At 72.3% G+C, this 14,631-nt stretch carries 12 protein-coding genes and 1 riboswitch; of the genes, 1 reads left to right on the top strand and 11 read right to left on the bottom strand.

Annotation, left to right across the window (positions count from 1 at the left end):
- Window positions 1–7 precede the first annotated feature (7 nt).
- From ACIPK4_RS05630 to ACIPK4_RS05580, 11 genes are all read right to left on the bottom strand, one after another.
- Window positions 8–1,171, bottom strand: coding sequence for a cysteine desulfurase family protein (locus ACIPK4_RS05630; protein WP_402309473.1), 1,164 nt, complete (start codon window positions 1,169–1,171; stop codon window positions 8–10).
- Window positions 1,172–1,401: 230 nt separating this feature from the next.
- The gene (locus ACIPK4_RS05625; protein WP_402309471.1) at window positions 1,402–2,253 is read right to left on the bottom strand and encodes a thioesterase family protein; all 852 of its coding nucleotides are present in this window, start codon (window positions 2,251–2,253) and stop codon (window positions 1,402–1,404) included.
- Window positions 2,254–2,311: 58 nt separating this feature from the next.
- Window positions 2,312–2,968 (bottom strand): trimeric intracellular cation channel family protein, encoded by a 657-nt coding sequence (locus ACIPK4_RS05620; RefSeq protein WP_402309469.1) that lies wholly within the window; start codon window positions 2,966–2,968, stop codon window positions 2,312–2,314.
- 1,073 nt (window positions 2,969–4,041) lie between these two features.
- Window positions 4,042–5,121, bottom strand: a complete 1,080-nt coding sequence (locus tag ACIPK4_RS05615) for an ABC transporter ATP-binding protein (RefSeq protein ID WP_402309736.1) — start codon at window positions 5,119–5,121, stop codon at window positions 4,042–4,044.
- A 41-nt stretch (window positions 5,122–5,162) separates the two neighbouring features.
- Complete coding sequence (locus tag ACIPK4_RS05610) at window positions 5,163–6,224, bottom strand: ABC transporter ATP-binding protein (protein WP_402309734.1); 1,062 nt, start codon at window positions 6,222–6,224, stop codon at window positions 5,163–5,165.
- A 35-nt stretch (window positions 6,225–6,259) separates the two neighbouring features.
- Window positions 6,260–7,261, bottom strand: coding sequence for an ABC transporter permease (locus tag ACIPK4_RS05605; RefSeq protein WP_402309468.1), 1,002 nt, complete (start codon window positions 7,259–7,261; stop codon window positions 6,260–6,262).
- A 141-nt stretch (window positions 7,262–7,402) separates the two neighbouring features.
- Window positions 7,403–9,169: an ABC transporter substrate-binding protein gene (locus ACIPK4_RS05600; protein WP_054224595.1), complete on the bottom strand. Its 1,767-nt coding sequence runs from the start codon at window positions 9,167–9,169 to the stop codon at window positions 7,403–7,405.
- 41 nt (window positions 9,170–9,210) lie between these two features.
- Window positions 9,211–10,203: an ABC transporter permease gene (locus ACIPK4_RS05595; RefSeq protein WP_054224594.1), complete on the bottom strand. Its 993-nt coding sequence runs from the start codon at window positions 10,201–10,203 to the stop codon at window positions 9,211–9,213.
- A gap of 499 nt (window positions 10,204–10,702) precedes the next feature.
- Window positions 10,703–11,443 (bottom strand): enhanced serine sensitivity protein SseB C-terminal domain-containing protein, encoded by a 741-nt coding sequence (locus ACIPK4_RS05590; RefSeq protein WP_054224593.1) that lies wholly within the window; start codon window positions 11,441–11,443, stop codon window positions 10,703–10,705.
- Between the two features lie 63 nt (window positions 11,444–11,506).
- Window positions 11,507–12,241: an enhanced serine sensitivity protein SseB gene (locus tag ACIPK4_RS05585; protein ID WP_402309732.1), complete on the bottom strand. Its 735-nt coding sequence runs from the start codon at window positions 12,239–12,241 to the stop codon at window positions 11,507–11,509.
- Between the two features lie 74 nt (window positions 12,242–12,315).
- Window positions 12,316–12,978 carry an AAA family ATPase gene (locus tag ACIPK4_RS05580; protein ID WP_402309730.1) on the bottom strand — a complete coding sequence of 221 codons (663 nt, stop codon included), beginning with the start codon at window positions 12,976–12,978 and terminating at the stop codon, window positions 12,316–12,318.
- 205 nt (window positions 12,979–13,183) lie between these two features.
- Window positions 13,184–13,287: riboswitch (glycine riboswitch) on the top strand.
- A gap of 184 nt (window positions 13,288–13,471) precedes the next feature.
- On the opposite strand from ACIPK4_RS05580, the gene gcvT reads away from it, so the two are divergent.
- Window positions 13,472–14,587, top strand: coding sequence for a glycine cleavage system aminomethyltransferase GcvT (gcvT, locus tag ACIPK4_RS05575; RefSeq protein WP_402309466.1), 1,116 nt, complete (start codon window positions 13,472–13,474; stop codon window positions 14,585–14,587).
- The last annotated feature ends 44 nt before the right edge of the window (window positions 14,588–14,631 follow it).

The following is a 14,631-nucleotide window of genomic DNA, read 5'->3' as shown; positions in this document are numbered from 1 at the left end:
AGCGGGGCTAGCTGAGGCCTGCCGTGCGGGCGCGGGCCACGGCCGGTCCGATCGCGGCGGCGACGGCCGCGACGTCCTCCTTGGTGGAGGTGTGGCCGAGGGAGAAGCGCAGGGTGCCGCGGGCCAGTTGCGGGTCGGTGCCGGTGGCCAGCAGGACGTGGCTGGGCTGGGCCACGCCGGCGGTGCAGGCCGAGCCCGTGGAGCATTCGATGCCCTGCGCGTCGAGCAGGAGCAGCAGCGAGTCCCCCTCACAGCCGGGGAAGCTGAAGTGCGCGTTGGCCGGGAGCCGGTCGTCGGGGTCGCCGCCGAGGACGGCGTCGGGCACTTCCCGCAGGACGGCGGCGACCAGTTCGTCGCGCAGCGCGCCGATCCCGGTGGCGAACCGCTCGCGCCGTTCGGCGGCGATCACGGCCGCCACCGCGAAGGCCGCGATGGCGGGTACGTCGAGGGTCCCGGAGCGTACGTGCCGCTCCTGGCCGCCGCCGTGCAGGACGGGTACGGGGCTCTGGTCGCGGCCGAGCAGCAGCGCCCCGATGCCGTAGGGGCCGCCGATCTTGTGGGCACTGACGGTCATCGCGGCGAGGCCGCTGTCACCGAAGCGGACGTCGAGCTGCCCGAAGGCCTGGACGGCGTCGGAGTGCAGGGGGATGCCGAACTCGCCTGCCACGGCGGCGAGTCCGCGGACCGGCATCACGGTGCCGATCTCGTTGTTGGCCCACATGACGGTGGCCAGGGCCACGTCGTCGGGGTTGCGCTCGATGGCTTCGCGGAGGTCCTCGGGGTGCACGCGGCCGTAGCGGTCGACGGGCAGGTACTCGACGCGGGCGCCCTCGTGCTCGCCGAGCCAGTGGACGGCGTCGAGGACGGCGTGGTGCTCGACGGGGCTGGCGAGCACCCGGGTCCGGGCGGGGTCCTGGTCGTGGCGGGCCCAGTAGAGGCCCTTGACGGCGAGGTTGTCGGCCTCCGTGCCGCCCGCGGTGAAGACCACCTCGCTCGGGCGGGCGCCGAGGGCCTCGGCGAGGGCCTCGCGGGCCTCCTCGACGGTACGGCGGGCCCGGCGGCCGGCGGCGTGGAGGGAGGACGCGTTACCCGTGGCGGCGAACTGCGCGGTCATCGCCGCAGCGGCCTCCGGGAGCATCGGGGTGGTGGCGGCGTGGTCGAGGTAGGCCATGATCCCCTGATTCTACGAGCCCGCTCCCGGCCAGCGGACCCCGCGTGCCCCCACCCCTCCCGGCGCGGTGGCGCGGCTCGCCCGCCCGGCGCGCCCCGACCCGCCCGCCGCGCCCGCCGCCGGCCCGGGCGCCGCGGGATCCGTGGCTGCCGGGGCCCCGTGGTTGCGGGGCCCCGGGCGGGGTCGAGGCGGAGCGTCGGCGGGGGCGGAGCGTCAGCGGGGGCGGAGCGTCAGCGGGGGGCGCGGGCCAGCTGGCGGGACTGGGCCACCAGGTGGTTCGCGGAGTCCCAGACCTCGGCGTCCTCCTCCAGGAAGCCGCCGGCCAGGTTCCGGGTGGTGATGGAGATCCGCAGCGGGCCCGGAGCCGGGCGGCGGCGGATGTGGGTGGTGAGCTCGATGGTCGGGCTCCAGCCCATCAGCCCCAGGTCGAAGCAGGTCGGCGGCAGCGCGTCCACCGCGAGCAGCATCGACAGCGGGTCCGCGTCACGGCCGTCGGCCAGCTCGAACCAGGCCCGCATCTCGCCCTTCCCGGACGGCGCGCCGAGTGCCCAGCCCGCCGTCGCCGGGTCCAGCCGCAGCCGGAGCCGGTCCACGATCGCGTTGCTGCCGGGGATCGGGGCCGGGCCGGCCTCCGGGCCGAGGCAGTCCTCGTACGGCGGGATCACCGGCGGGACCGCCGTGGTGCGGACGTCGTCCGGGAGGGAGGCGAGGTCGCCGTACGAGGCGACGACCCGGATCCGCTCGATCTCGGCGCCGCTCTCGTCGTACTGGAAGAGGGAGGCCTGGCCGGTGGAGAGGGTGCGCCCGACCCGGACGACCTCGGTGCGGATCACGGCGGGGCCGGGGACCGACGAGGTCAGGTAGTGCGCGGAGACGGTGAACGGGTCCGGGTGCGGCAGGGCCGCCGACAGGGCCCGGCCGACCAGGGCCAGCAGGTAGCCGCCGTTGACGGCGGTGATGATCGTCCACCCGGCGGAGAGCTCGGTGTCGTACACCCCGGGCTCGCCCGCGCGTGCGGTGACGGTGGTGTCGCGGTCGAACTCGCTGTCGCCGATGGATGCCTGGGCCGCTGCGTATGCCATGAATTCGACACTACAACGCGAAGCTACTAAGCGGTAGCTTTTGTTTGTGACGTGCTGGTTACGGCTCTTCGGCCACCGAGGAGCGGCGGTTCCAGGCCAGCGGGGCCCGCCAGTGGTAGCGCATGGCGAGGAGCCGGAGCAGGAAGGTGGTGACGATCGCGAGCCCGGTGGTCACGGCGTTGAGGCTCTCGAAGGCGATGGACAGGGCCACCATCGCGGCGCCGACGAGGGCGGGGACGGCGTACATCTCGCGGTCGCGCAGCAGCGACGGGACCTCGTTGGCCAGGACGTCGCGCAGGACGCCGCCGCCGACGGCGGTGGCCACGCCGAGGGCGGCGGACGCCGTGAGCCCGAGGCCGTACTCGTACGCCTTGGTCGTGCCGGTCACGCTGAACAGGCCGAGGCCGGCGGCGTCGAGGACGTTGATGGCACGGTTGATCCGCTGCACCTCGGGGTGGAGGAAGTAGACGATGACCGTGGCGATCAGGGGGGTCACGAAGAAGCTGAGCTCGCCGAAGGCTGCGGGCGGGACGGCGCCGATGACGAGGTCGCGGAAGAGGCCGCCGCCCAGGGCGGTGACCAGGGCGAGCACGCAGATGCCGAAGACGTCGAAGTTCTTGCGGACGGCGAGCAGGGCGCCCGCGGTGGCGAAGACGAAGATGCCGGCGAGGTCCAGGGCATGCTGGATCCCGGGCGGGAAGAGATCGTGGAGCACGGCCCCATCGTGCCATTCGCCTGGCCGGCGCCCTGACGGCCCGCCCCGCCCAGCCGGCGGGACGACCCGGGCCGGCCACGCCGCCGACCCCACCCGAACCGCTGCGCCCAGGCGCGGGCGGCGCAGGCCGCGCAGGCGGCCCGGCGGGGGCGGGCCCGGGCAGGCGGTGCAGGCGCGCAAGCCGCGCAGGCCCGGCGGGGGCGGCCCGGCCCGGGAGGCCCGGCGCCGGCGGCCCGGGCGGCGCAGGCCGCGCAGGCGGCGGGGGCGGTCCCCTATGGGGAGCGCCGGCCGGCCCGGAACGGCCCCCGGCGCCGAAGAGCACGGGCAAGCCCGCGGCGCGGAAGGGCCGGGCCCGGCGGCGACGGAAACGCCGGGCCCCGGCTCTACGGGGGCGGCCCGGACGAGCATGGGTGGCACGGGCGGCGCACGCCACGCAGGCGGCCCGGCGCAGGCGGCCCGGCGGGGGCGGCCCGGCGCAGACGGCCTGGTACGGCCGCGCAGGCGGCGGGGGCGGTCACGTATCGGAGGCGCCGTCCGGCCCGGAAGGGGCCCCCGGCACCAGAGAGCACGGGCAAGCCCGCGGCGCGAAACGGGCCGGGCCCGGCGGGGGCGGCACGGGCGCCGCGGGCGGCGCAGGCCGCGCGGGCGGCCCGGCGGGGGCGGGCCGTGGCAGGCGGTGCAGGCGCGCAAGCCGCGCAGGAGGCCCGGCGCAGGCGGCACGGCCCAGGAGGCCCGGCCCAGGAGGCCCGGCCCAGGAGGCCCGGCGCCGGCGGCACGGTACGGGTCGCGTAGGCGGCGCAGGCCGCGGGGGCGGGTCCGTATTGGGGGCGCCGGCCGGCCCGGAACGGGCCCCCGGCACCGGAGGGCACGGGCCAGCCCGCGACGCGGAACGGGCCGGGCGCGGTGGGGGTGGAAACGCCCTGCGGAACGGGCCGGGCACGGCTGGGGGAACGCCGTGCGCGGAACGGGCCGGGGGCGGCGGGGTGGGAACGCCGGGGCCCGGCTCCGCGGGGGCGGGCCGGGGCGGCGGGTCGGGCCCCGGCCCCGTGGGGGTGCGGGCCGGGGCGGCGGGGTCAGCTCGAGACGGTTGCCACCGCTTCCGCGGCACCCGGCAGGGCCGCGTCACCGGGGGCCTGGTCCGGGGCGTTCTCCGGGTGGTGGCAGGCCACCTGGTGACCCGTGGCCAGGGCCAGCATCGGCGGTTCCTGCGTCGTGCAGATCTGCGTGGCCTTCCAGCACCGCGTGTGGAAGCGGCACCCGGTCGGCGGCGAGATCGGGGACGGGACGTCGCCCTTGAGCAGGATGCGGCCGCTCTTCGCGCCGCGCCGGCGCGGGTCCGGCACCGGCACGGCCGACAGCAGCGCCTTCGTGTACGGGTGCATCGGGTTCTCGTACAGCGACTTGCGGTCGGTCAGCTCCACGATCTTGCCGAGGTACATCACCGCGATGCGGTCCGACACGTGCCGGATGACCGACAGGTCGTGCGCGATGATCACGTACGTGAGGCCGAGCTCCTCCTGGAGGTCGTCCAGCAGGTTGACCACCTGGGCCTGGATCGACACGTCCAGCGCCGACACCGGCTCGTCGGCGACGACCAGCTTCGGCTTGAGGGCCAGCGCGCGGGCGATGCCGATGCGCTGGCGCTGGCCGCCCGAGAACTCGTGCGGGTAGCGGTTGTAGTGCTCCGGGTTGAGGCCCACCAGCGAGAGGAGCCGCTGCACTTCCGCCTTCAGCCCGCCCTCCGGCTCGACGCCCTGGAGCTTGAAGGGGGCGCTGACGATGGTGCCGACGGTGTGCCGCGGGTTCAGCGAGCCGTACGGGTCCTGGAAGATCATCTGCACGTCGCGGCGCAGCGGCCGCATCCCGGCGACCCCGAGGTGCGTGATGTCGCGCCCCTCGAACTCCACCGTGCCGCCCGTGGGCTCCAGCAGGCGGGTGATCAGCCGGCCCATCGTCGACTTGCCGCAGCCGGACTCGCCGACCACGCCCAGCGTCTCACCGCGCCGGACATCGAAGTCGATGCCGTCCACGGCCTTGACGGCCCCGACCTGCCTGCGCAGCAGCCCCTTGTTGATGGGGAAGTGCTTGACCAGGCCGGTCACCTTCAGCAGCGGCTGCTCCTCGGCCGCGGAGCCCTCGGCCGCGGAGCCCATGGCAGCGGAGTCCTTGGCCGCGGAGTCCTTCTTCATGTCGGTCACAGCTTCGGCGCAATCTCTTCGGTCCAGATCCGGGTCCGCTCCTCCTGCGACATGTGGCAGGCGGACCAGTGCCGGCTGTCGTCCTCGGTGAGCTCGGGCCGCTGGGTGCGGGTGATGCCGCCCTTGGGGATGTCGGCGTACGGGCAGCGCGGGTTGAAGGCGCAGCCGCTCGGGATGTTGATGAGGCTGGGCGGCGAGCCCTTGACCGGGATCAGGCGCTCGGTCTGATCGCGGTCGATGCGCGGCATGGAGCCGAGCAGGCCCCAGGTGTAGGGGTGGCGGGGTTCGTAGAAGACCTTCTCCGCGGTGCCGCGCTCGACACAGCGGCCGCCGTACATCACGAGGATCTCGTCGGCCATCTCCGCGACGACGCCGAGGTCGTGCGTGATCATGATGACCGCGGAGCCGAACTCCTTCTGCAGGTCGCGGATCAGGTCGAGGATCTGCGCCTGGACGGTGACGTCGAGGGCGGTGGTCGGCTCGTCCGCGATGAGCAGTTCCGGGTTGTTGACGAGCGCCATCGCGATCATCGCGCGCTGGCGCATGCCGCCGGAGAACTCGTGCGGGTACGCGTCCACGCGCCGGTGGGGCTCGGGGATGCCGACCCGGTCGAGCATCTCGACCGCGCGGGTGCGGGCGGTCCTCTTGTCGACGTCGTGGTGGGTGCGGTACGCCTCGACGATCTGCTTGCCGACCGAGTAGTACGGGTGCATCGCGGACAGCGGGTCCTGGAAGACCATGGCCATCTTGCGGCCGCGCAGCCTGCGCACGTGGTCGGCGTCGGCCTGTACGAGGTCCTCGCCGTCGAGCACGACCCGGCCAGAGATGTGCGGGCGGCTGCGGGCGTTGCCGGTGCGGTGCAGGCCCATGATGGCCAGCGAGGTCACCGACTTGCCGGAGCCGGACTCCCCGACGATGCCGAGGGTCTTGCCGCGCTCCAGGTCGAAGGAGAGCCCGTCGACGGACTTCACGAGGCCGTCGTCGGTCGGGAAGTGCACCTTGAGGTCGCGGACGGACAGGAAGGCGCCGTCGGCCGGCGGCCCGGCCTGTTCGGGCACGAACGCGGGCCCGCTGCCGGTGGTGGGGTTCTCGGTCACGTCAGCCTCACGCGCGGGTCGATGACGGCGTACAGCAGGTCCACGATCAGGTTGGCCATCACCACGAAGAGCGCGGCGAGCAGGGTGACGCCCATGATCACGGGAAGGTCGCCCTGGCCGATGGCGGCGACGGCCGCCGTCCCCAGACCCTGGAAGTTGAAGGTCGTCTCGGTGAGCACCGCGCCGCCGAGGAGTCCGCCGAGGTCCAGGCCGAACATCGTGACGATCGGGGTGAGGGTGGAGCGCAGGGCGTGCTTGCGGATGACCACGCTCTCCTTGAGCCCCTTGGCCCGGGCGGTGCGGATGTAGTCCTCGCCGAGCACTTCCAGCATCGTGGCGCGGGTGATGCGGGCGTAGGTGGCGGCGAAGAGGAAGGCCAGGGTGATCCAGGGGAGGATCATGCTGTTGAGCCAGGCCAGCGGGTCCTCGGTCAGGGGTCTGTAGTTGGAGACGTCCAGCCAGCCGAGGCTGTAGACGAAGATCGCGGGGGCCACCATGCCGGTGAAGAAGATCGGCAGGGAGACGCCGGCGAGGGCGCCGACCATGACGGTGCGGTCGATGGCGGTGCGGCGTTTGAGCGCCGAGACCACGCCCGTGGCCACGCCGGCGATCACCCAGATGACCGCCGCGCCGAGGGCGAGCGAGAGGGTGACCGGCATGCGGTCGACCATGGTCTCCCAGACGGGGGCCTCGGTCTTGAAGGAATAGCCGAAGCAGGGGGCGGCGCAGTGGGTGATATCCGTGCCGCCGTCGTAGTCGCGGCCGGCGAAGATGCCCTTGACGAAGGTCAGGTACTGCTCGGAGATGGGCTTGTCGAAGCCCATCTTCACGCGGATGCCCGCCAGGGCGGTCTCGTTGGTCTCGCGGCCGGCGTACATGAGGGCCGGGTCGCTGCCTGTGATCTTGGGGACCGCGAAGAAGATGCCGAAGGTGACCACGGAGACCACCAGCAGCGTGGCGACGACGTTGAACAGCCGCCGTATGAGGTAGACGAGCACTGCAGTCGGCCGCCCGGGGCGGGCGGCTGCCGTCCCTCGTGGGGACGGCAGCCGCCGCCTGCGGCCTTCACCTGCCCTTCGGACTAGCGCATGTGCGGTGAAGGCACTTGCCTGTTGTTACGTGACGACTCGACGACTCGACTACTTGGCGGCGATGCCGACGGTGGCCAGGTCGATCTTGCCCATGGAGTCGTTGAAGTAGACGTTCGTCAGACGCGGGTTGTGGTAGACGAAGGCCTTGTCGAAGTTGATGGGAAGGTAGAGCGCCTTCTCCATGACCTTCTTGTTGATGTCCGTGTAGAACGGAGCAGCAGCTTCCGGAGTCGCGGCGGCAGCAGCCGTCTTGAAGAGCTCGTTGATCTCCGGGTCGTTGATCTCGGTGTAGTTGTTGTTGCCGTTCGGCTGGATGAACTTGCCGTCGACGAGCGGCTGGAGGAAGCCCGAGCCGGAGTTGTAGTCGGCGCCCCAGCCCATCACGATGATGCCGTAGCCCTTCTTCTTCACGTTCTCGGGCGAACCGATCACGGAGGAGGAGAGCTTGCCGTCGTACTGGTCGATGGTGACCTTGATGCCGACCTTGGCGAGCGACGCCTGGAGGGACTCGGCGGTCTTGACCTCAGGGGCGCGGTTGTTGCGGACCGCGATGGTGGTCTCGAACCCGTCCGGCTTGCCACAGGCCTTGAGGGCCTCCTTGGCCTTGGCCTCCTGCGGCTCGCCCTTGGTCAGGTTCCACGGGTCGTAGCTCTTGTCGGAGCCGGGGATGCCGGGCGGCAGCATGTTCGCGCCGAGGTCACCGCTGGTCGGGCCGCCGCGGGCGGTCTGCAGGGACTTCGGGTCGGCCGCGTAGATGACGGCCTTGCGGCACTCGACGTTGTCGAACGGCGCGACCGTGGTCGGGAAGGCGAAGTAGCGGATGTAGCCCGTGAACGGGTTGTCCGCGTTCTTCTTGAGGTTCTCGTCCTTGAGGACCTTGTTCTTGCCGGCCTGCTGCATGCCCGTGCCGTCGATGGCGAGGTCGATGTCGCCCGAGAGCAGACGCGCGTCCATGTCGTCCGGGTTGGTGGTCACCGTGAAGGAGACCTTGTCCGGCAGACCCTTGCGGATCGTGTCGGTCTTCGGGTCCCAGTTCTCGTTGCGGACGAAGGTCGCGCCCTTGCTCGCGGTGAAGCTCTCGACCTTGTACGGGCCGGTGGAGACCGGCTTGTTGGTGTACGTGGCGCCCGTGTCCTTGGCCGCCGGGACCGGCGAGGAGGACGGCATGGCCAGCAGGTAGCTGAAGTCGGAGTTGGCGCTCGCCAGGTTGAAGACGATCGTCTTGTCGTCCGGCGTCTCGACGGACTTCAGGCCCATCTTGTTGGCGTCGGTGTCCTTGTACGGGCCGGGGTACTTCTGGCCCTGGTCGAGCAGGTCGATCAGGTACGTGGGACCGCCCGACAGCACGTCCTGCGCGAAGACGCGCTCGATGCCGTACTTGAAGTCCTTCGAGGTGATCGGCGTGCCGTCCTCGAACTTCACGCCGTCCTTGATCTTGAGGGTGTATGTCTTGCCCTCGTTGCTCAGGACGGGCAGGCCCTCGGCGAGGTCCGGGACGAGCTTGCTGCCGTCCTTGCCCGGCTTGCTGTCGTACGCGAGCAGCTGGCGCACGTAGAGGCGCTGGATGTCCCACACGAAGCCGTAGTAGGCACGCGCCGGGTCGAGGTAGTCCACGTCCTGCGGCGACCAGAGCTTGAGCTCTCCGCCCTTGGCGTCCGACGGGTTCACCATGCCGGTGGTGGCCGCGTTGAACGCGGCGCCGCCGGCGCCCTTGCCCTCGGTCTTCTTGTCGCCGTCACTGCCACCGCACGCGGCGGTCAGGGACAGGGCGGCGATCACGGCGGTGATCGCGAATGCCTGCTTTCTGCGGATCACGTTGGTCCAACCTCCATTGGTGGGTGAATCGATGAAGCGGTTCAGCTGCCCTTGGGGTCGAGTGCGTCACGCAGCCCGTCCCCGAAGAGGTTGAACGCCAGGACGGTGATGAAGATCGTGATACCGGGGACCACCATGTACGCGGGGTCGTCCTGGTAGATGGGGATGGCGTCGGACAGCATCTTTCCCCAGGAGGCGGTGGGCGGTTTGACGCCGGCGCCGAGGAAGCTGAGGGCCGCCTCCGTCAGGATGTTGGTCGGGATGAGCAGCGTCGAGTAGACGAGGATCGGCGCCACCAGGTTGGGCAGCAGCTCCTTGATCAGGATGTAGCCGCGGCCGGCACCGAGGCTGCGCGCCGCCTCGACGTACTCGCGCTCCCGCAGGGAGATCGTCTGGCCTCGCACGATGCGGCCGATGTACGGCCAGCCGAAGAAGCCGATGACGACGATCAGCACGCCCATCCGGACGCCCGAACCCGAGAACCCCCAGAGGGAGTTGGGCACGACGGACACCAGGGCGATGGTGAACAGCAGCTGCGGGAAGGCGAGCAGCAGGTCCATCAGGCGGCTGATGACGCCGTCGACCCAGCCGCCGATGAACCCGGCGAGCGCGCCGAGCAGGCTGCCGATCGTGACCGACACGAAGGCCGACAGGAAGGCGACGACCAGGGAGATGCGTGCGCCGTAGACGATCCGGCTGAACACGTCGCGCCCGTTAGTGGGTTCGACGCCGAGCAGGTAGTCGGAACTCATGCCGCCGAAGGAGCCGAGCGGCGTGCCCAGGTCCGGGTCGATCAAGTCCTCGTGGAACTCGTTGGGCGGGTGGCCCAGCAGGCTCACGATCTGCGGTGCGAAGACCGCCACCAGGATCAGGAAGATCACGACCACGCCGCCGGTCAGCGCGACCTTGTCGCGCTTGAGCCGCATCCAGGCGATGCGGCCGGGCGAGCGGCCTTCGATGGCCTTGGCAGGGACGTCGGCTACGGACACGGGTGCGGGTGCTTCCGCGCTCGTGTCATGCAGTGGTGCCGTCATCGTGGTGGGGACCCCTCTCGGCCGACGGGTTGCCGGCCCATGCCCGCCGCTGTGGCGGCGTTGGTGCGGAGTGGCGCTCGGAGTGCGTGGTGACACGCGGGACGCGTGTTGAGGTGCAGGAACTGCGGGAAGTGCGAGGCAAAGCCACAAGCGAAACGCGATGAGACGAACCGGGTCTCGGAGGACTGACCGGCTCTTGGGTGGGGAGTCTTCATCGGCGCTGCGATCAGCCGCCAGACCCGCAGATGAATGGATGCGCAACCGTGATGTGAGGGCCGGGTTCCCGTTATCCGGACTTCGCTCTCGCCTGAGCGGAGCAACACCGTCCGTTCGGTACGCAATCGGACATGGCGCCCAACTCGCGGTAGGAGCATGCCTTTTGGACCCACAACAGCGGCGAAAACCGGACAAGCCGGAGGCCGTGGGGAACGGTGGTTCCCCACGGCCTCCGGCTCGTGTCGCTGCGCCCGTCTCAGGGACCGGGCAGGCCCCGATCGGGTCAGTACGCGGGGGCCTGGCCCTCGCGGTCGTAGAAGGGGCGGGTCTGGGCGCGCAGCCACATCGCGACGGGGTCGTGCTCGTCGGCGAGCGCCACCGTGCACACGGGGACGCCCTCGGGCACCGCGCCGACCGACTGGCGCATCATCTCCCGTACGGATTCCAGCGCGGGCGCGGAGGCGTCGTACAGGTCGAGCCCGACGGCCAGGTACGGCGAGCCCAGTGAAGGCTGCACCCAGGCGCGGCGCAGCGAGCGGACGGCCGGGGTGCGGTGCGCGTGCTGGGTCAGCAGCCCGTAGAACTGCGGGAGCTCCAGTGCGGGCTCGGACAGCCGCAGCGGGCCGGCCGGCATCCGGTCGAGGCCGGTGGCGATCCGGCGCAGGTCGGCCCAGGGGATGCCGAGGCCGCCGCCCTGGGCGTGCGGGTTGAGCCACAGGCCCCAGCGGTCCGGGTACAGGGCGCGGGCGATGTCCCGGCCGGTGACCACCTCGTAGCCCCGGTTCCAGCCGCTGGCGGCCAGCTCCTGGGGGGAGGTCACGCAGGGCGCGTACCCGAGGCCCTCGACCTCCATGCCGCCGTACTGGGCCTCCGGGGAGCCCGGCTGGCCCTGCCAGAGCAGCATCCACAGGCGGCCCTCGGCGAGGGCGTGCAGAAGCGACTCGTAGCTCTCGTAGCGCCCGGGCGTCACCTGGCGCATCATGTGCTCGAGCTGCCCGGCCGCGGCCGTGCCTGACGCACTCACCCGGTACCCCTCTTCGTTCCTCGTCCGCCCGTCCACCCGTATCCGCACCCAGCTTAAGCGGCCCTAAGCGAGGTAGAAGGGGCGTACGCGCGTAACCATGTAGTCGACCACCGGGTCCTGCACGGCGTCGAGGAGGATCAACTGCACGGGCCAGGCCGGCGCCACGCGGGCCAGGGCCCGGCCGAGGGCCTCCATCGGGGCGCTGCGCATCCCGGGCTCCCATCCCGGCAGCCGGACGCCGATGTAGAGCTCCGGGGCCCCTCCCTCGACGCTGGCGAGGCAGCGGTGGGCGGCGGCGATCACGCCGGTGGCACGGAACTCCTCCGCGGCTGCGGTCAGGAAGTCCACCGGGTCGTCCTGCCAGTCGGGCTCGAAGAGCCGGACGCGGCCGCCGGTGGCGGGGCCGTCGAGCGGGGTGCGGCCGGTGCGGCAGAGCTCCGCCACGGCGGGCGGGGGCAGCGGGACGCCGACGGCGCCCTCGGGGTTCACGGCGATGCCGAGCTGCGGGGGCAGGCCGCGGGCGAACTCGACGGCCGGGGCCACGGCGAAGTCCATGCCGGGGCCGGCGCAGGCGCGGAACTGGGCCTCGGAGCTGTAGACGGGGACGTACGCCGCGCCGTTGATCTCCATGGTGGGCAGGGTGAGGGCGGGCGCGTCCGGGCCGCCGCCGCCGGGCAGGGGCACCCAGAGCAGGCTGCGCCCGAGCACCTCGACGATGCGGGCGCCGGCGTCCGCCTGTCCGAGCGCCGCCCCGAGCACCTGCTCCAGCTCGTTGTCCGGCCAGCCGCCGCCGTGCATGTACGCCTCCGCTGTTCTCACCCCACGCTGTCGGCCCGAGATTAACCGCTGCCCCCCGCGGGCCCGGGCCAGGGTCAGGGGCGGCGGAAGGCGATGCGGGTCACCCGGGCCGCCGAGCCGCGGTCCAGCAGGACCGCCGAGGTGCAACCGGCCGGGAGGCGGCCCGCCTCCGCGTCCCGCAGCAGCCGGGCCACCGCGCCCCGGTGGCGGGCGAAGGCGTACGCCGACACCCCGCGCCCCCGCGCCGCCTGCCCGGCCAGGGCCTCCTCCGGGGTGGTGTCCAGCAGCAGCAGGTGCAGCCCGCGGCCCCGCCGCCGCGCGGCCGCGGCCAGCAGGGCGCGCACCCAGGTCTGCGTTCCGCAGTCGTGGACCACCGCCGAGGCCCCGGAGCGCAGCGTCCGCCACAGGCCCCAGTAGTGGGCGCAGCGGACCAGCGGCCGGTACACCGCGTACGGCAGCACCCTCGGCATCCGCCGCTCCCAGCGCTCGCGCACGTCCTGCGAGTCGATGCCGCCGTCCGCGGCCCGCTTGATGAGCGTGCTCTTGCCGCCGCCGGGCAGGCCGGACACCACGACGATGTCGCCTTCGGCGAAGCCGAGCCACTGGGGTCCGTGCGGGCCCCGGCCGCGCAGGTCGCGTACGAGGGGGCCCTCGGCGCAGGCCCGCCGCGCTGCCGGCACCCCGTCGACGGCCCCGGTCCCGGTCGACGCCAGCACTCCGAATCTCCGCACTGTGATCGCCTCCCCCAATCGGGGCCACGCGGGCCCCATGCCCAAGAGTGTAAAGAGACGGTAATCCGGTGGCCCCGGTTCCGGTCAGGGCCCGCGGCCCCTCCACCGGTCCGGGACGGCCGGTCCGTACGTTCTTCCGGGCCCGCACGCCCGATCGCCCGGACGGCGTGCAATGATGTGCGCCATCTGGACCAACTGCATACCGGCCGCTTGAATCCGCGCGGGAGAGTCCCGGCACGCCGTGAGGCGGTGCCCGGGCGCCGAAGGAGCAAGTTCCTCCCTTGAATCTCTCAGGCCCCGTACCGCGTGGATGAGGCAGATCTGAAAAGCGAGCCGCGCCGCCGTCCCTCACGACGGCACCCGCGTGCGCTCCACCCAAGGTGCAAGTCGAGGTTCCCCGGGTCCGACCGGGAACTCTCGGCGAACCTCTCAGGTTCCGATGACAGATGGGGAGGATCGTCCTCGTCATGTCATGCCCTGGGACCCGGGAGCCACACCCATGAGCACTGCCCCCCGTCTGACCGCCCTCGATGCGCTGCACCGGTCGCTCGGTGCGACCATGACCGATTTCGCGGGCTGGGACATGCCCCTGCGGTACGCCAGTGAGCGCGACGAGCACAACGCCGTACGGACCAAGGCCGGTCTCTTCGACCTCTCCCACATGGGCGAGATCACGCTGACCGGCCCGGAGGCCGTCAAGGCCCTGGACTACGCGCTGGTCGGCAACATCTCGACCGTCGGCGTCGGCCGCGCCCGCTACACGCACATCTGCCAGGAGGACGGCGGGATCCTCGACGACCTGATCGTCTACCGCCTGGGCGAGACCGAGTACATGGTCGTCGCGAACGCCTCCAACGCCCAAGTCGTCCTGGACGCCCTGACCGAGCGCGCCGCGGGCTTCGACACCGAGGTCCGCGACGACCGCGACGCGTACGCGCTGATCGCCGTACAGGGCCCCGAGTCCCCCGGCATCCTCGCCTCCCTCACCGACGCCGACCTGGACGGGCTGAAGTACTACGCCGGCCTGCCGGGCACCGTCGCGGGCGTGCCCGCGCTGATCGCGCGTACGGGCTACACGGGTGAGGACGGCTTCGAGCTGTTCGTCTCCCCCGAGCACGCCGTGGAGCTGTGGCAGGCGCTGACCGAGGCCGGCGCGGGCGTCGGCCTGGTCCCGGCCGGCCTGTCCTGCCGCGACACGCTGCGCCTGGAGGCGGGCATGCCGCTGTACGGGCACGAGCTGACCACCGGCCTCACCCCGTTCGACGCGGGTCTGGGCCGGGTCGTGAAGTTCGAGAAGGAGGGCGACTTCGTCGGGCGCGCCGCCCTGGAGGCCGCCGCCGAGCAGGCCGCCACGAAGGCGCCGCGCAAGCTGGTCGGCCTGATCGCAGAGGGCCGCCGCGTCCCGCGCGCCGGGTTCCCGGTCGTCGCCGGCGGCGAGGTGATCGGCGAGGTCACCTCGGGCGCCCCGTCCCCGACGCTGGGCAAGCCGATCGCGATGGCCTACGTGGACGCGGAGTACGCCGCGCCCGGCACCTCCGGCGTCGGCGTGGACATTCGCGGTACGCATGAGCCGTACGAGGTCGTCGCCCTGCCGTTCTACAAGCGGCAGAAGTAGCGCCCGTACGCCGTACCGGCCGTCTCAGTACGTCTCAGTACGCA

The organism is Streptomyces sp. NPDC086989, from assembly GCF_044745505.1.
Lineage (GTDB): Bacteria > Actinomycetota > Actinomycetes > Streptomycetales > Streptomycetaceae > Streptomyces.
Note: the sequence above shows the minus strand (reverse complement) of the source record. Positions and strands in the feature narration are given on the sequence as shown.